Here is a 17,685-nt window from a genome sequence, read left to right as displayed (position 1 = left end):
GGATATAAGGCTTTTGTTTTTATTGTTTTAGATACTGTATGTAGGCTTTTCCTTTTCGATTGAATCAGAAATACAATCCCATAATTTAATTCTTTGGATTAAAGATCTTTTGGCTACTTGTAAGACATCTTCCCATTTTTTTGAATCATTTCCACATAATTCAGAAATCATTTCTAATGAAAGGGGGCCATGCTCATCTCCATCAAGTTCTATATGTCTTTCTAAGTAATACGTTAGTTTGTTATATAGTTTGTTTTCTGAATCGGATTTTTTTAATATTTCAATAAACATATCAGGAATTACATCCTCTCGACCAAAAGTGAATGCAGAAGCAATACGATGCGATTCTCCGGTTTCTATAATTTCGAAAGAGAACTTAACAAAATCTATTACATGCTGATCAATATGTAACTGACTTAATGCATCATTAATATCATTTCCGGATTCAATTAAATCAATTAATAAATCAATTTTGGATGTATTAGCTTTAACCTGTTTCATGGCATCTAAATACATTTCAAAATGACTTTTTGGTTCTCCTAACTCGTTAATGTCACTTTCTTCTGCATGCACTATTTCATTTATAAATCGTGATAATACAGGGTTTTTTCTTGGAGTCCATGGGGTAGCTATATTGGTTAATTTTACCTGTATTGCTTTTAATAAAGACATGAAATCCCAAACCGCAAAAACATGGTTTTCCATAAATATCTTTATGTCATTAATATGATCTAAATTTTTATAGAGCTTATGATTTTGTAATTGTACTCTTAAATCAAAAAGTTCATTTTCTATATGCTGTAATCTATTCATAATGTATACATCATTTTACCTATTTTGCTAGTATATGTTAGTTATTATAATCAAAGAAAAATTTTAAGAACACCGATCAAGTAATAGCAAACTACGGTAGAAGGTGGGTTTTTATATTGGATTTATTGATAATTCTAAAACACAGTTGTTTTTTTAGCTGGCGCAAAAATAATATAAAAACAGAATACCACCGCATAAGACGGTGGTACTTGCAATGATAAATCATTTCATTATAAGTATGATGTTATAATTTTATATCTTATGTGGGACACATTTCCAATTCCATATCTGCTATAAAGTTATCAATTTGCTCATATGACACATTAGGCATACATATAATATGAGATTGCTCTTTTTCTGTGGCCAATTGCCACTTGTTTATAATTTCTGAGTTGGGAGCAGGGAAAATTATGGTAATGGCATTGGGATTTCTCCAAGCTTCAATTCCAAGTTTTTTCAGCTTATTTTCTGTATAAGAAGCAACGGCTAAACTATGTTCTGTGCGTTTTTTGAATCCTTCGATTCCTAATTTTTTTATAGCATACCATAAAAATAGAGGAGTATGGCCATTTCTTGATCCGGTTATAGTAGCATCAGAACTACCTATATATGCAATTCTTCTCGCAATTCGATCTCTATTATCTTTTTTTACAATAACGACCCCCGATGGCATGGGAGATCCAATAAATTTATGTCCGCTAATTGAGATGCTATCGATACCATCTTCAAAATCAAATTGAGGTCTCGGAGTAACAAACGGAGCAAAACCTCCCGCTAGGGCTGCATCTGCATGAATGTAATGCTTCTCTATAGCCATATCTTCCAAAATCCCTTTAATTTTTTTGGTATTGTCTTTAGCTTCTGTCATTGTAGTACCAATATTTGCAACTACTATTGCTGGTCTATGTCTGTTGTAGCCAATAGCTTCTTTTAAATCGTTATAATCCATCTCACCGTTTGGGAGTGACTTTACAATTACATAATTGATATTTAGTAGGGTTACATTTTTTTGGATGCTATAATGTGTAGCTTCAGAAAAATAGACCATTCCTTTTGGATATAGCTCTCTTGCTAAATAGAGACCGTATAAGTTTCCTTCAGAGCCACCGTTGGTTACATATCCCCAGATATCATTTTCTTGAGCTCTAAATAATCCAGCAAAGAAATTTACAACTTCACGTTCCATAGCTCTTGAATCTACGCGATATGTTGATTCACTAAACGGATCTCCTAAATTGTTTAATGGAAATTGAAGAAATGGCATTAATTCTGAATAATCAAAATCTTTTGAAACGGGGTATCCCAAAAAATTCTGAGTTGTATTTTTGATGTTAGAATATAATTCTTCAAGCTGTTGTTGTTCTGTGGTGTGTAATTTCATGATAAGCATAATAATTTGCTCAAAATTACATATGAACAATTAATATTCTAAATAATGTATATAAATTAGAATATTAATCTATAGTATTTAATCTTAAAAAAAATAATTCTATCATAATCTTGTTTACGTGTGCTTTTTAGAATATCATTCTTGTAGATGTTTTGCTTTTACTTGGGATAAAGAAGAGATAAGATTGTGTTATAGGAAAAATCAGAATATTTGGTTCAAAATAACTAAAAATAGTGATGGCAGAGTACGCTTTATATGATTATAAAGTATGTAGTTCTCTAACTTCTCCGGCTTTCATTTCGTCTAAATAAGTACCTCCAACTCGTATTCTTACCAGCCGCAATGTGGGAAAGCCAACAGCCGATGTCATTTTTCGTACTTGACGAAATTTTCCTTCTTTTAGTGTAATAGAGACCCAGCTAGTAGGGCCATGCCGATCATCACGTATTTTTTTAGACCTTTCTGGAAATTTAGGAATAGCATTTAGTTTTGAAGCTTTACAAGGTGTAGTGGTGTATTTTTTTCCTTCAAAACCAATTTCTACTCCTTTTTTTAACAATTCAATAGCATCCATAGAGATATCACCATTTACCTGGGCATAGTATTCTTTTTCTACGTTTCCACTACTACAAATATGATTACTCATTTTTCCGTCTGTGGTAAGTAATAATAATCCTTCTGATTTTTCATCCAGTCGTCCTATAGCCATTGTTCCTTCAGGAAAATCATATAACTCTCCTAATAGTTTTTTTGAATTTTGTTTTTGCCCATTATTAATAAACTGACTTAAATAGCCATATGGTTTATAAATAGCAAAATGTTTATGATGTTGTTTATCAGTACAGTTTTCCATTCAAAAAATTATAGAAATTAATGTTTTAGAAGTAAAAAAAATGAGCTTTCGAATTTACGAATTTAGTTTTATCAAAGCTTAAATTATATATATAACCATGAATCAGGTAAATACTTTTCTGAAATTAAAAATGAAAACTTATCTTTGTAAAAATCTCAATACATTGATATCTATATATCAGATGTATATGTTATTGCAACCACTGGGTAAATTATTCGGTAAATCAATCTTAGAAATTGCTATTTTCCAATCATTCGTTTAGTATTTCAATGACAACCTCTTATATTTTAGGTTAAAAATAGGTTTAATAAAAAAAATAGTAAAAATAGCGAATGGCAAAATCACAACAGACTTTTAGTAAAATTGAAAAAGAAAAGAAGAAATTAAAAAAGAGAGAAGAAAAGCAGAAAAAGAAAGAGGAACGTAGAGCTAATTCTAACAAAGGTAATGGGTTGGATAGTATGATTGCCTATGTTGATGAGAATGGGTATACTACCGATACTCCTCCAGATCCGACCAAAAAGAAAAAAATCAAAGCGGAAAATATTGAAATTGGAGTTCCTAAAAGAGAAAAAGAAGAATTTGACCCGGTAAGAAAGGGGAAAGTTGCATTCTTTAATGATTCTAAGGGATATGGTTTTATTAATGACGAAGAAACTCAGGAGCGATATTTTGTGCATGTGAATGGATTGATGCAAGAGGTAAAAGAAAATGATAAAGTATCTTTTGAGCTTGAGCGTGGTCAGAAAGGAATGAATGCAGTTAGAGTAAAAAAAATATAATGATATAATGATTTTTTGTAATCATATAAACATAATTATAAAGGTCTGCTATAAATGCAGACCTTTATAATATTAGATAGTAAAAGGGTGCTAAAGGGCTATTTGGTATTGTCGGGATACCAGTCTAATTGCACTACTTCTATATCTGGATTTCTTGATACCAGTTCTTTAAATTTTGCGACATCACTTAATCCTTCAGTTCCTCGATAATGATATGGGTATACTTGCTTAGGTTTAAAGTCTAAAACTGCACTGGCTGCGCTTTCTACTGTCATAGTATACGGTAAATTCATACATATAAATGCCATATCTATATATTGCAATGCTCTCATCTCGGGAATGTCTTCTGTATCTCCCGAAAAATAAAGTCGTTTTTTTCCTAAAGTGATTATATAACCATTGCCTCTACCTTTATCATGGTATTTTAGAGCTTCTTCTCTTAGGTTGTACATAGGGACTGCCTCAATAGATATGCCTTGTACCTCTTTTATTTCTCCATTATTAAGAATAATCAGGTGATCGGTATATTTTGCAGGAAGTTTTTCGGCAACAGCCTGAGGAGCAATAATTTCTGCTTTTGATAAATCCAGACTATCCAAAGTTTCAATATCCATATGATCACTATGAATGTCTGTTATGAGTACCAAGTCTGCAAGTTTCTTATTTTTAAAAGCTTTAGCACCTCCTGCTGGATCAATGTATATTGTTTTTCCATTCCATTCTAAGATGGTTGTGGCATGAGTTATTGGGTCGATAATGATATCACTGACTGGTTTTTTCGGTATTTCTTTAGCGGTTTTAGTAATAGTTTCATTACTTTCTTCAGTGTCTTCATTTTTATGCGATTTACAATTCATTAAAACAAGACATACCAAGGTGATGAATACGGGGGAAAGTTTCATGTGGTGGTGATTTTTGTGTTTATTAGATTGAAAAGATAAGAATAATGGATGAGATATGTAAAATAGATGATATAATCCTAAGAGTATAAGAGGATTGATTGTTTTATACGCCATAGTATGAAACATAGAGCGGGATAAGTATGATATTGATTCCTTAGCTATCCAACCATAACTTAATTGCCATAGCAATAACCATGATAATTAGAAACACTTTAACTAAACCATCTCCTTTCTTAACAGACCATCTGCTTGCAATCCATCCTCCTGTAGCATTTCCTATAGCAAGAATAAGCCCATAGAGGTAATCGACCTGATTGTTATATGCAAAAATGACTAATGCTCCAATAGTGTAAATAAAAACTACCAATACTTTAACAGCATTTGATGTAACAAGGTTTAGGTAATTTATAGAGGTTAGTGCTAATAAGATAAATATCCCTACACCAGCTTGAATAAACCCACCGTAGACTCCAATAAAGAAAAAAGCGAGAATGGATATCCAAAGATGTTTGCCATGTGTTCTTTCTATTACATTTTGAAGGTTTACTTTAGGTTTAAAAACCATAAAAAGGACTACGATAACCATCACAATAGCAAGGATTTTATTAAATGTATCCCCTTTGATGTCAATTGCAACCTGGGCTCCAATCAATGATCCAACAAGAGCAGATATTCCTAAATAGATTCCGAAAGAACCTGGCTTGATTCCTTTACTCCTAAAACCAGCAATCGAAGAGATGGATTGAATAAAGACTCCTATACGATTTGTACCATTTGCAACAGCAGGAGGGAGCCCCATAAAAATTAGCATAGGTAGAGTAAGTAAAGAACCACCACCAGCTATAGTATTAATTACTCCTGCTATGAATCCAATAATTGCTAAAATGAAAAGAAGTAATGTTTCGTTCATAGAGTTTTTTAAAAAGTGTCAAGAGAAAATAAACTATGTTAGGGGTTAAAAATAAGTAAATCTACAGAACGAGCCTGGTTATAATAAATTATTTCTACCTAAATAAGATGAATTAAATTTTGAACAGATGAATTATAAATTCTTTTGGTATAACTTCTTAAACTATTGTAGATTTACCTAATAAATCAAAAACCTTCGGTAACGTCAAAAAATTATATAAAATAATCCCGTTTCTTCAGATTTTTAAGGATAAGAAGTATGATAGCTCTTTTTTTAAAGCGGATATCATTGCCGGTATTACTGTAGGAGTTATTCTTATACCACAAGCGATTGCTTACGCATTACTTATGGGGGTGCCTCCAATTTATGGATTATATGCATGTCTGGTCCCTTTATTACTTTATGCTTTTTTTGGGACATCGAGACAGTTAAGTATTGGCCCGGTAGCTGTTACTGCAATTTTGGTAATGAGCGGAGTAAGTCAACTCGCAGATCCATTTACAGAAAAGTTTGTAGAACTAGTTGTGTTTACAGGCCTCTTAATTGGTGTATTACAGGTTATTATGAGTGTACTACGTATGGGGTTTTTGGTAAATCTTATTTCTCAACCAGTAATTTCGGGGTTTATCTCTGCTGCAGCGATAATTATTATTATTTCTCAATTGAGTCAAGGATTAGGTTTTTCTATTCCTGATTTTAAGTATACGCATCAAACAATTTGGTATGCTATTAGCCATTTTTCTGAAGTAAATTGGATTACACTAGGGATTTGTATTAGTTCTATTATAATTATTAATTTACTTAAAAGATGGAAACGATCTTTTCCAGGTGCGCTTACGGTTCTTGTTGTTACAACTTTTATAGCCTACATTTTTGATCTAAATGCAAAAGGGTTGGCAATAATTAAAGATGTACCTAGCGGACTTCCTTCTTTTAGTATTCCAAACATGGATTACAATACAATGCTTACACTTATCCCGTCTGTATTGACTGTTACTTTTATTGGATATGTTGGAAGTATTGGGATTGCTAAATCTATGGAAATGAAAAATAGGGATCATATCATACGTCCTAACCAAGAGTTATTTGCTTTGGGAATAGCTAAGTTTATTGGTGCTTTTTTTCAGGCAGTACCTTCTTCGGGAAGTTATAGCAGAACGGCGATTAATGATGAAGCAGGAGCAAAGACTACGGTGTCATCTATCATAGCTGCACTAATGGTACTGTTTTCTTTACTGTTTCTTACGACGTTTTTTTATTATATCCCAAAAGCAGTTTTAGCTGCAATTATATTGGTTTCTGTATTTGGGTTGATTAATTTTAGTGAAGCAAAATATTTATTTCGACTTAGAAGACGAGATTTTATTGTAATGATCATCACTTTTTTTGGAACATTGATTTTTGGAGTAGAAAATGGGATTTTTATTGGAGTAATATTGTCATTTATTTTTCTTCAGTATTACAGTGCTCGTCCTCATATTGCTGAATTAGTAAATATACCTGGTACTAAGTACTACAGAAATATCAATAGATTTCCGAATGCAAAACAATCAGAAGTGTATTTGATTATTAGGTTTGATAATCAATTGTATTTTGGTAATTCGAGTTATTTTAAAGATACTATTCTGAGTTATATCTCCGATCGAAAACCATTACCAGAATTCCTAATCCTTGATAATACGAATATGCATGATATAGATAGTACAGGTCTACATGTATTAGGTGATATCCAGCAGTATCTTGATGATATCGGAATCCAATTGTTAATGGTAGGTACAATAGGTCCTGTTCGAGACTTTCTGAAACGATCTGGTTTTACGGATAGATTAGGTGCCACCTATTATTATTTAACAATCTCTGATGCGGTAGATCATGCAGAAAATCAAACTGCTAAACATAAAGAAATACACGAAGCAGCGGTACAGTTTAATAAGAAAAGAAAATCTTTTTTAGATTAATAAAGCCCTAATCCTCTTCGTATAAATGCAATTTTAATCCCATACCATAGTTGGTGTTGTTATTTTTGATCAGGTTGTTGTTCTTGCTATACCCTCTATCAAAACGTTGCCAGGTTCTGTTTTTAAAAAACACTCTCCTGGTAAAGGTTTTGTAACTACTAATTTTATCTGTAAACGGAAGTAAAGGCCTAAAAGTAGTAGATACTTTTACGATACCTTTTCGGGTTTCAATTTCACTATACTTTTTTGTTTGCTGTAGTTTTCCATTCTTATCTGTATATCCTAATACTTGTATGGAAACAAAAATACCTTCTTTTGGGATATAGACTTTATGTTCTGAAACGTTCAGTTCAAAATTAGATTTATCTTTATTGGTTACCTTAAATATAACATCTTCATAAGACAATCTTTTTCCGGGGTATCCATCATTATTACTATAAAATTGCATTTTGAATAAAGTAGAAAATGATTGTTTTTTGTTAGAATTCCGGTTTGAAGATTCAGTTTTAATGGGTAGGTATACTGAAGCAATTTTGGTAGACTTCTCAGAGCTTTTAGGAAAGAAAACTGCAATTTCAGACTCTACTGTAGGAAGCCAGCTTTTAAAATAATCATTATGTACTTCTGAAGCTAATTTCTTGGTTTTATATTTTCTTTTCTTTTCTGCGGTGATATATACCTCTTTGAGTTCTGCAATATCCTGTACTAAACGTATTTTTTTTGGTAATGAAGCAGTAGAGAGTGCTATTTCTTTATATCCAATAGATGATACATATAATGAATCTATATCGGAATACCATTTTTTTGAAAATTGGAAATTACCATCAGCATCAGCAAATGTACCACTTCCATTCCTAAAAGAGATTGTGGCATATGATATAGGTGTATTTTGTACAGAGTCCAGTACAGTATACGTCTGTGAATAGACAATTTGTGCTAAAAAAAGCAGTAGTAGGTGAGACAGCTTTTTCATTGGGTAATGGGGGATTAAAAAAACTAAAGTAATGAAATATATTTATACTAGAACGATTATCGTGCCAAAGAGCTTAAATAATAATTAAAAATATTTCAGACTGCAATCAAATTTTATATTTAAATCTTTGTAAATAAGGTTATTATGATGATTATTTAAACAATTGCTCCAACTGATTTGTTTAGTCCGCACCTTTCGATAAAACCATTAGTGAATACGTTCATTGCTTCTGAATCGAGTAAGTCGTTACGGGTATCAAGCCAATGTTGTACTGTGGCAGTACCATACATATTTTGAATACGCTGAAAATTGAGATTAAAATTTATTTTCCCCCAATGTAAAGTGTATGGGATATTGATTGCTTCTAATCGATTCCATACTTTTTCATAGAATTTCCGGGTTATATTTGCATCTACACCATCTAATTCTAGCACACAGGTTTCTGGAAATTTTGTAAAACCTAATAATGCGTCGGTTCCTTTTACGTATCGCAATGATATTCCACCAGGAAATGGATCACCATCTTCAATAATCATCATGATTTCTTCGACGACTCGCACACTATCTTTAATATCTATGCCCAGAGCTGCACTAGCTACTTTACCTCTAAATTTGGTATTGCTAAATGTTTCTCCGATAGTTCCTTCCATAGGAGGAATTTCTTTGTAGGCCAAAGGAAATAGGATGTTTACTAATTTAGGAACCAATAAAATTGATAATCCACCTAAACTATCCATTACCGTTTGTATTAGTCCCAATAAATCATCACCGTAAGTCAACCCTTTATCATCTGGAACTCTACGAGTATAGTTTTCTCTGTATTTGCGTTTGTAGGAGACTTTTAAGAATACACCTTTGTTATTGTTGTCGGGTTCAAAATCATAAGGATTTATAAGTATTTCAAAATGATATAATTCTCGATCAGGAGAGTGTTGGGGGAAGGGTAGTATGTGGTTAATTGTTGAAAAATCTAATGTTTTCATGGTGCTCTTAAGCTCACTGTTGTAAGCAATTTTATCTATGCGATGTTCTTCGAGTAGAAATTTGGGCTCTGTTTCTATCATTATACCGTGTATGATTCCAAAACTTCCAAAGCTTACCAATGCGGCATTAAACATAGTGTCGTCTCTTATTAAATCTGCACCTAGCCAATCAATGAATCGATCTGATACAATGGGATTAGAGCTTCGCTCTAACCATACATGACGATCTCGATCAACGATTAGGTGTATTCCGGTTACAAAATCCTGTATTGCTCCTACATTAAAAGCAGCCCCATGTGTACCTGTGGATAATGCTCCTGCTACCGTCTGGCCATTACTGGCTCCTGAAGCTTTAATAGAACGATTGGGACGTTTTTCTTTTTCTAATTTTGAGTTGAGTTGTAATACAGAAACACCACATTGAACAAAAAATAAATCTTCGGCCAATCCTCCTTTATTTAAGTATTCGTTGCTTATGTTGGGTTTACTAACCGAAAAACTAAGGCGTAATGATTTGGTGTCTAAGATACCGCCTTCAGAAACAGCAACTTTAGAAAATGACCAGCCGCTTCCCATAGCGCGTAATCGAATATTCTCATCAATTGCGTGTCCTATTAACCATTGTAAGTTTTTGGTAGTGGCTATGTATTTATCTGCTCCTTTACTAAGAGAATCATCATTACGCACTTTAAAAGAAGCATTTTGCGTAAGCTTTTGTGTGAAATTTTGATGTCTGTTCTCCCATTTCCTTATAGGTAATATCTCAATGCCTTTTGGTAACCCCATAATTATGTTTTTTAATATTTTATTGCAAAATCTTCTTTTACAGTTTAATTATTCCTATTAATTTTAATCAGATAGAGGAGATGCGTTTGTTTTATAATTCATTGATTTGAGAATCCGGTGGAGCACATTCCCATTCTATAATTTGTGGAACAACAATACCTAGTGTAATTGTGGATAATAAAATGTACCCAAAATTGGTGGTGTTAGTCGCAGAACTTAAATATTTAGATTCGCATTTGGCGTTGATATCTTTAGGAGAAACCAACCCCCAGGCAAAACTCCAGGTAGTTTTAGTGTTTTTAACTACAGAATCGCTATCATGAAGACTTATAACTCGTGTAGACATACAGCTTGTACAACAGAGAGTTATCGCCAGCATTGCGCATATACTTTGTAATCGAATAGAATGTTTCATTGTCTTAGATTTTTAAGACAATCAGACGATATGATAAGAGGGAATCGTTAAGTAGGTAAAAATAGTACTATTCTAAATATTATAAAAGGGGGGTTTACCTGTTTTTATAATGATAAATAGTTAAAGTCTGATCTCTTCTCCTGACTGAGGCACTTTGATTGACAAATTTAAGATCAAAAGTGTTATACGATACAATAGATTTAAAGCATATTTTATATCCCGTATTATTGTTTAGATTGTACCTTTGGTTCTCTAATTAAATAAATGAAAAAAGCTATATACTTTATGCTTCTTAGTGCTGTATCTTTTACAGCAATGAACTTATTTGTAAAGTATTTAGCACACTTTGGAGGAGGACAGTTGGTGTTTTTTAGAGCGTTTGGTTCGTTGTTTTTTACGATGAGTTATTTGTTATGGCATAAAATCCCAATATTTGGTAACCAAAAAAGATTGTTGATTTATAGAGGACTCGCAGGAGTGACCTCGATGGGATTATTTTTTATGTCAGTTTATTATCTTCCTATTGGTTCTGCGGTATCATTACGGTATTTATCACCAATCTTTGCCACTATTTTTGCAGTACTTTTTCTTAGAGAGCAGGTAAAACCAATACAGTGGTTGTTTTTTTTGATGGCTTTTAGTGGAGTTTTGATGATCAAAGGTTTTGACCCTAATGTTAATTCCTTTGGCTTATTGTTAGTGCTGGGCTCAGCAATATTTAGCGGAGTGGTATATGTGCTAATAAATAAAATTGGTCATGGCGATCATCCCGTTGTGATTGTTAACTATTTTATGTGGATTTCTGTTACCATAGGAGGTGTTCTTTCACTTTTCAACTGGACAACACCAAAAGGAATAGAGTGGTTATTACTACTTAGTTTAGGAGTTTTTGGGTATTTCGGACAAGTATTTATGACCAAGGCATTTCAATCTCAGGCAACAAATAAAGTGGTATCTCTAAAATACGTTGAAGTTATTTTTACGATGATTGCAGGAACTTTTTGGTTTACAGACGTATATCCTATCCTAAGTATTATAGGAACCTTATTAGTGATTGTTGGATTGATCCTTAATATTTGGTATCGAAAGCGTTAATCCTGATTTATGTATTAGGCTTAGTTAGAAGGCTCGAAAGCTTCAAGACATAGTAGGTTTCTAATGCATAAATCAGGTTACTATTATAAGTGTTTGAAAGACTTTAATTATGAAAAGTCTTCTCTAAGGTAAAACATAAGTTTACTTTTATCTGTAAAACTTTTGATAGTAAGAATATCACCATTAAGTTTGTTATAAACCACTTCAACAAACAATAAATCTACATAGTAAATAGAATAGTAAAAATCACGATTTTGATCATTTATCGTAAAGAGGTGAATACCTCGATCCCAAAGGTCTTTATATTTAATATCTAATTGTCGGGCATTAAATTCTTGTTCAAGGGTAATTTTGCGCATAAGCTATAAATTTTAAAATGAGGCGAGATAAAACTACGGAAAAACCGTAACATATGCAAGTGAAAATTACACAATGTATTGAGAAACAGTAAAATGTACTTGGTGTTTTAGATGTTTTTTTAAAAAAAAGCACCTAATTTTTAGTCACTCAGAATTGTTTTTTTATCAATCCATTAAATTCGGAATGTCATTATATAGCGTTTCCACTTCGGTATCAAAATCTTCTTTTGTTGTTTTTACAAAAAGAAACGAATAGTCTTCATGTATGGTGTTTTGAATAAAACGAAGATCTTCTTGCCATTGAGTAACACTTAAGCTTTCTTGTGCTGATAATTGGGAAAACAACAATAAGCTAAGTATAAATAGTATGTTTTTCATAATGTTATATTTAGGATGTGTTTTTATAAGTTTACCCGTTGTGCATTTGAGATTTTTAATTCGAAACTCGTCAATTCTAGTGCTTCGACCAAAGGAAGAAGTGTATAGAGCCCTTCGACACGCTCAGGATGACGAGAATTTTGAATTAAAAAAGCTATTCTTGATACAATTTTTCTTCATTTTATTTCGAAAAACTACTCGAATTGACACTTTTTGTTGAAGTGTTGTTTATAAGAGTTGAAATGTAATACGATCATTATTTGTTCATCCATTCTTTAAAATCACTTGTTTTTTGTCTACTGACAATAAATTCTTGATCTCTTGGATTTAACATAGAAAGCTTAACTCGATGATTAAAATACGAATCTATTTTCTGAATTGAAATTTTAGATATAATCTGACCTCTATTAATTCTATAAAATTGATTAGGATCCAACGAGCTAAATAATTGGTCGATAGTTTCATCAATAATGTAGCGTTTATTAATGGCTACTCCAAAAGTGATGCTTTCTTGAGAATACACATATATCAAATCAGAAGTTTTAATTTGTACAAATCCGCTTCCTTCTTTTACTAGTATACCTTCTCGATGGTTCATTACTTGCATACTGCTAAGAAGCTGTTTTAAAATATCAGGAGCAACAACAGAGGGTTCATTTGTTTTAAAAAACTTATTAAGTGCAGTATTTAGTTCATCCTGTTGGATTGGTTTGAGTAAGTAATCTATACTATTTACTTTGAAAGCTTGGATAGCATATTGATCAAAAGCAGTTGTAAAAACAATAGGTGCTTCTACATTTACTTCCTGAAATATTTCAAAACTTAGACCATCCGCTAGTTGGATATCCATAAATACTAAGTCCGGAGTTGGATGTGTCTGAAACCATATAACAGCATCTTCAACTGTATCGATGATGTCTAATAATTGATACTCGAAACCACCAGTTTTGAGCACGTTTTGCAATTGATTGGCTGCACGTGATTCATCTTCAATAATCAGTACTTGCATAGCTTTTATTTTGATCTGTTATTTTTAATAAGGGAAGGGAAACGATAAATTGATTTCCATCATTTTTAATTTCAGGAGATTTGTTAGAAATCAAAGCATATCGCTTTTGTATATTCTTTAGTCCTACTTTTGTTGATGGTATTTTAGTAGATTTTGATTCAATTTTATTCTGTACTATTAACTGATGATCTTTAGCTTCAACATGTATTACAAGTGGCTTTCTTTTCGAAATCACATTATGTTTTATTGCGTTTTCTAGTAAAAGTTGAAGACTCATAGGGGCAATCATAGCATCAAGTGCTGTTTCTGGAATACGCCAATTCAATTTCAGGTTATTTCCAAATCTTTCTGACTGAATATGAATATACGCTTGAGCAAATCTTAACTCTTCTCTAAGCGAAGTTAAATTAACATTTCCAGACTGTAATATAAAACGGTATACATCAGATAGTTTGTCAACAAATTCTTTTGCGTCCTCTTTAGAGTTTTGATCAATAATATCCCGTAATGTATTGAGACTATTGAATAAAAAATGAGGTTGCGCCTGGTTTCTAAGTGCATCTAATTGTGTCTGTACAATCACTTGTTTTGCTTGTTCTTCTTCTTTAATTGATTTTTTTAATCTTATATAATAATAAACTGCTTCATATATTGCCATTGTCATAATCGTAACTAATAAAATAGGTAAAATAATCTTCAATTGTGTAGTATGGCTAGAATTTATACCAAAAGCATTAAGGATGTTTTCTAGTAAAAATCCTCCAACGAAATCAACAAATAGTACTGTACTAACAATAGTTAGAAAAAATATTAAGATGCGCTTTTTATCATCCCGAAAATCAGGGTATTTTTTCCGTAAAAAAATCATAATTGATCTTATAATAAACCAATCAATAATTGTAAAAAATAAGGAGGCACTCCAATTAATAACTGCTATGCCAAAAGGGTGTTTTGTAAATGAATTATTAAAAAGATAGTCCGTTATCAAACTCAGAATTAGAACACCTATGACACTGAACCAAAAGTCATTAAACCCTAAATATTGTATACGTCTTTCTTTGTTAAATAGCATAGTAGTTTGATTATAAACTAATTAATGGTATACCTTGCTTAGCTTGATAGAAGGTGAATCCAATCCATGTGGCATAAAATAACCCAAAAAAGGTTACCGTAATGGCTTGATTTCTACTTGTGGTATTCCACTTATTAGATATCCATAGTGCGAATAACGGAATTATTTGTATGCTATGCAATCCAAAAAAATGAGCTATCCTTAAGTCACCACTTACACCAACATTATGAGACATTTCACTTATCATTTGACCACCAACCCAACTACCAAAAAGTACGATTAACCAACCTAGAAGTATGGCCCATTGAATTGATTTAGACGTTTTTAATTTTAATCGGATAGTATCAAAGATAAATAACACCATAATTAAAACATTGATTACCGTTAATAGCCCCATTGCTGCAAAGAGTAATGCATCAAACTGAGACGATACATTATAGTGAGATTGCACTCCTCTAGATGCCTGATAAATAATGAGAAAAACTTCTATTAATAGTGTCCAGGTAACGATGTTATTGATACAATTTTTCTTTCTTTTAGAATACGGATATAAAGTCATAAGGTACCCTACTGTAAAGATATAAATGCCTACTGAGATTGAGAATTTTAAAGGTTTAATCCAAACATTCACTCCCATAAGTGTTCTTTCATCGATGAACACACCAATCAGACATCCAACAGCCAAAATTATATGGATCATTACTACCCAATACAATATTGGACTTTCTGCTTTTACTGTGCTAAGTATTTTGTTTGAATATATCATGATTGTTGTTGTTTAAATGCTTTAATGATTATGAAAAGTAGAAATCCAATAGGCCCTAACATGAAAGTTGAAAAAAGACAAGGGGCCATTATTAATTGATGAATTCTTAATCCTTTATTTTGATCTAGCATCCACATACCGACCAGGAGGTCAAAAGCTAGATAATGAACCCAGCCAGCCAGTACGGCATTTTCTTCTGTAAACAATTTCATGACAGATGAGAGACTTCCAAAATCCATCATTCCGCCTATCTGTATGGCTAGAAAAATATAAATCGCATATAGTACAGATAATGCTATAGGGATTATTTTAAAATCAATTAAGAACCTGGTCGCTTTCCAATTAGGAAAAAGAATCATAAGAATCCACATGGGCATAGCAATCATGCTTGAAATAGAAAAAACTTCAGTGGGTGTCATAGTTATTTGTTTTAAAAAAGAATGGTTTAATGTATTTGATGCTTCAAATATGTAGCTGTTAGGGGGAAGATGAAATGCCGTTAGGTTCAACCATCGCTAAATATCCTTGAATTGTCAAATTGGACAATTCAAGGATGCTCTGATTAGAATAACATAAGGCACACGATATATAGGTCTAACTAAATAGTGAAAAGAAGTACGATTAAAAATTCTACAAAAGAAGAAAAAGAAATTTCCAAATAAATGGATTTTGGTTTATTAGTATCAGTTAAAACTAAAGCTTTATAAAACGGTCGTTTTATCAGAGTAGATAAATAAAAACAGCCCCACAGTGTTTTAAAACCTGTGGGGCCTTGATAATAGCTTGATGGTATGATTATAAATTAAGAATAATCATTTTTTATGATGTCCCTGGTTATGTTCTGCAACAAGGTTTTTCTGAAGAATTATTTCTCAATCTTATTAATTTCTATAATACGATGTGTGTTACTGGTATCGCCATATGTATCTCCATTAGTAGCTATAAAAACACGTCCTTGTGGAGAAACAGCAATATCTCTAAGGCGACCAAATTTACCATCAAAGAATACTTCTTCTTTAGTAATTGCGGTTCCATCACTATTTAGAGTAAGTGCAACTATTCTTTTATCCTTTAAAACGGTCATCAATAATTTATTGGTCCATTCAGGAATTTTATTACCGGTATAATATATCAGATCAGAGGGAGCAATGGTGGGGGTCCATTCAAAAATAGATTCAATAACTTCTGTAGTTGCTGCAAAATTTTGTTCGTTTGGAGTATTGATTTTACCTTGTACAGATGGCCAGCCATAGTTTTTACCTGCTTGTATGATGTTTATTTCATCATCAGAACTCGGTCCATGCTCAGAACTATACAACTTACCATTAGGGTGCAATACCAGTCCTTGCGCATTTCTATGTCCTAAGCTATAGATATAACTGTTTGTGAAAGGATTATCAGAGGGAATAGTACCATCTAATTTTAACCTTAGCGTTTTACCTCCCAGAGAATTCATATCTTGAGAAAGATTGGTATTACCAGCATCACCAGTAGTCATTAAAATATGCATATCTGGAGTAATTAATAAACGAGAGCCGTCATGGTTAGAGTTGGCAGGGATTTGATCTAGTAATATGGTTTCACCAGATAGCGTATTATTACCATAGGTATATCGAACCAATCGTTCCAATAACCCACTTCCTCCAGTATATGTGTATGCAACGTATACATATGGATTCGTATCAAAATTTGGGTGAAGTACCATTCCCAATAATCCACTTTCTCCTACTTGTGATACGTTAGGAATAGTAAATATGGATTGTTGTTCTCCACTGTCTGGATTTATCCTGCTAATTTTTCCATTACGTTCGGTGACCCATAAGAAATTATCAGGACCCCAAATTAGCTCCCAGGGTACGCTCAATTTTTCTACCAATGTTTTTGTTGCTTCGGTGGGTTCACCCGGACCGGGATTTGGAGTAGTGGCATCATCATCTCCTGAACAAAAACATAATAAAAATGAAATTAGTACAATACTTGCTAATTTTGGTATTCGCTTCATAACAGTTCTTTTAAGTTAACAATTGAACATTATATAAAATAATGATTGTCAATAATTTATGTGATTATTGATAGTTGTGATTTCACCTATCAATTATTCTATATGTTCTTATGAGAAAACAACATATATTACTTTCTCTTAATTATACAACGGTTAACTTATACGATACCCTACTTTTTTTTTCAATTTTGATTCTTTTTTAAGAATTATTCACATTCTGTTATATTTTAATATTTATC

18 protein-coding genes are annotated in these 17,685 nt (G+C 32.3%); 3 read left to right on the top strand and 15 right to left on the bottom strand.

Features of this window, described 5'->3' with window-relative positions; genetic code table 11:
* Positions 1 to 27: 27 nt before the first annotated feature.
* From ATE84_RS17230 to ATE84_RS17220, 3 genes are all read right to left on the bottom strand, one after another.
* On the bottom strand, positions 28 to 813 hold the full coding sequence (locus ATE84_RS17230) for a DUF3050 domain-containing protein (protein WP_101449141.1): 786 nt from the start codon (positions 811 to 813) through the stop codon (positions 28 to 30).
* A gap of 259 nt (positions 814 to 1,072) precedes the next feature.
* Positions 1,073 to 2,194, bottom strand: coding sequence for a histidine decarboxylase (locus ATE84_RS17225; RefSeq protein ID WP_233195835.1), 1,122 nt, complete (start codon positions 2,192 to 2,194; stop codon positions 1,073 to 1,075).
* Between the two features lie 268 nt (positions 2,195 to 2,462).
* Complete coding sequence (locus tag ATE84_RS17220; protein WP_101449139.1) at positions 2,463 to 3,056, bottom strand: pseudouridine synthase; 594 nt, start codon at positions 3,054 to 3,056, stop codon at positions 2,463 to 2,465.
* Positions 3,057 to 3,388: 332 nt separating this feature from the next.
* Here ATE84_RS17220 and ATE84_RS17215 point away from each other — a divergent pair, with 332 nt between their 5' ends.
* Complete coding sequence (locus tag ATE84_RS17215) at positions 3,389 to 3,838, top strand: cold-shock protein (protein ID WP_101449138.1); 450 nt, start codon at positions 3,389 to 3,391, stop codon at positions 3,836 to 3,838.
* A gap of 98 nt (positions 3,839 to 3,936) precedes the next feature.
* Here the strand turns inward: ATE84_RS17215 and ATE84_RS17210 are convergent, their stop codons facing one another.
* On the bottom strand, positions 3,937 to 4,740 hold the full coding sequence (locus ATE84_RS17210; RefSeq protein WP_101449137.1) for an MBL fold metallo-hydrolase: 804 nt from the start codon (positions 4,738 to 4,740) through the stop codon (positions 3,937 to 3,939).
* A 154-nt stretch (positions 4,741 to 4,894) separates the two neighbouring features.
* Entirely contained in the window at positions 4,895 to 5,650 is a 756-nt protein-coding gene (locus ATE84_RS17205) for a sulfite exporter TauE/SafE family protein (protein WP_101449136.1), read from the bottom strand.
* 221 nt (positions 5,651 to 5,871) lie between these two features.
* Between ATE84_RS17205 and ATE84_RS17200 the strand changes: the two genes are divergently transcribed.
* Positions 5,872 to 7,608 (top strand): SulP family inorganic anion transporter, encoded by a 1,737-nt coding sequence (locus ATE84_RS17200; RefSeq protein WP_369828567.1) that lies wholly within the window; start codon positions 5,872 to 5,874, stop codon positions 7,606 to 7,608.
* Between the two features lie 7 nt (positions 7,609 to 7,615).
* On the opposite strand, the gene ATE84_RS17195 is transcribed toward ATE84_RS17200, so the two are convergent.
* The 3 genes from ATE84_RS17195 to ATE84_RS17185 form a co-directional block, all read right to left on the bottom strand.
* Entirely contained in the window at positions 7,616 to 8,581 is a 966-nt protein-coding gene (locus tag ATE84_RS17195; RefSeq protein WP_101449134.1) for a hypothetical protein, read from the bottom strand.
* Between the two features lie 155 nt (positions 8,582 to 8,736).
* Entirely contained in the window at positions 8,737 to 10,350 is a 1,614-nt protein-coding gene (locus tag ATE84_RS17190) for an FAD-binding protein (RefSeq protein ID WP_101449133.1), read from the bottom strand.
* A 91-nt stretch (positions 10,351 to 10,441) separates the two neighbouring features.
* Positions 10,442 to 10,765 carry a hypothetical protein gene (locus ATE84_RS17185; protein ID WP_143273661.1) on the bottom strand — a complete coding sequence of 108 codons (324 nt, stop codon included), beginning with the start codon at positions 10,763 to 10,765 and terminating at the stop codon, positions 10,442 to 10,444.
* Between the two features lie 264 nt (positions 10,766 to 11,029).
* Between ATE84_RS17185 and ATE84_RS17180 the strand changes: the two genes are divergently transcribed.
* Positions 11,030 to 11,860, top strand: a complete 831-nt coding sequence (locus ATE84_RS17180) for a DMT family transporter (RefSeq protein ID WP_233195834.1) — start codon at positions 11,030 to 11,032, stop codon at positions 11,858 to 11,860.
* Between the two features lie 107 nt (positions 11,861 to 11,967).
* Here the strand turns inward: ATE84_RS17180 and ATE84_RS17175 are convergent, their stop codons facing one another.
* The 7 genes from ATE84_RS17175 to ATE84_RS17145 form a co-directional block, all read right to left on the bottom strand.
* Positions 11,968 to 12,219: a hypothetical protein gene (locus ATE84_RS17175; RefSeq protein ID WP_101449130.1), complete on the bottom strand. Its 252-nt coding sequence runs from the start codon at positions 12,217 to 12,219 to the stop codon at positions 11,968 to 11,970.
* A 165-nt stretch (positions 12,220 to 12,384) separates the two neighbouring features.
* Positions 12,385 to 12,597: a hypothetical protein gene (locus tag ATE84_RS17170; RefSeq protein WP_101449129.1), complete on the bottom strand. Its 213-nt coding sequence runs from the start codon at positions 12,595 to 12,597 to the stop codon at positions 12,385 to 12,387.
* 256 nt (positions 12,598 to 12,853) lie between these two features.
* Entirely contained in the window at positions 12,854 to 13,606 is a 753-nt protein-coding gene (locus ATE84_RS17165; protein ID WP_101449128.1) for a LytTR family DNA-binding domain-containing protein, read from the bottom strand.
* A complete protein-coding gene (locus tag ATE84_RS17160) occupies positions 13,587 to 14,678 on the bottom strand; it encodes a sensor histidine kinase (protein WP_101449127.1) in 1,092 nt (363 codons plus the stop codon). Before ATE84_RS17160 ends, ATE84_RS17165 begins: the two co-directional genes overlap by 20 nt.
* A 10-nt stretch (positions 14,679 to 14,688) precedes the next feature.
* On the bottom strand, positions 14,689 to 15,444 hold the full coding sequence (locus ATE84_RS17155) for a hypothetical protein (protein ID WP_101449126.1): 756 nt from the start codon (positions 15,442 to 15,444) through the stop codon (positions 14,689 to 14,691).
* On the bottom strand, positions 15,441 to 15,863 hold the full coding sequence (locus ATE84_RS17150; RefSeq protein ID WP_101449125.1) for an ABA4-like family protein: 423 nt from the start codon (positions 15,861 to 15,863) through the stop codon (positions 15,441 to 15,443). The genes ATE84_RS17155 and ATE84_RS17150 overlap by 4 nt, the downstream gene beginning before the upstream one ends.
* Before the next feature lie 446 nt (positions 15,864 to 16,309).
* Complete coding sequence (locus tag ATE84_RS17145) at positions 16,310 to 17,446, bottom strand: sorbosone dehydrogenase family protein (RefSeq protein ID WP_101449124.1); 1,137 nt, start codon at positions 17,444 to 17,446, stop codon at positions 16,310 to 16,312.
* Between the last annotated feature and the right edge of the window lie 239 nt (positions 17,447 to 17,685).

Source organism: Aquimarina sp. MAR_2010_214, from assembly GCF_002846555.1.
Classification (GTDB): Bacteria; Bacteroidota; Bacteroidia; order Flavobacteriales; family Flavobacteriaceae; genus Aquimarina.
Note: the sequence above shows the minus strand (reverse complement) of the source record. Positions and strands in the feature narration are given on the sequence as shown.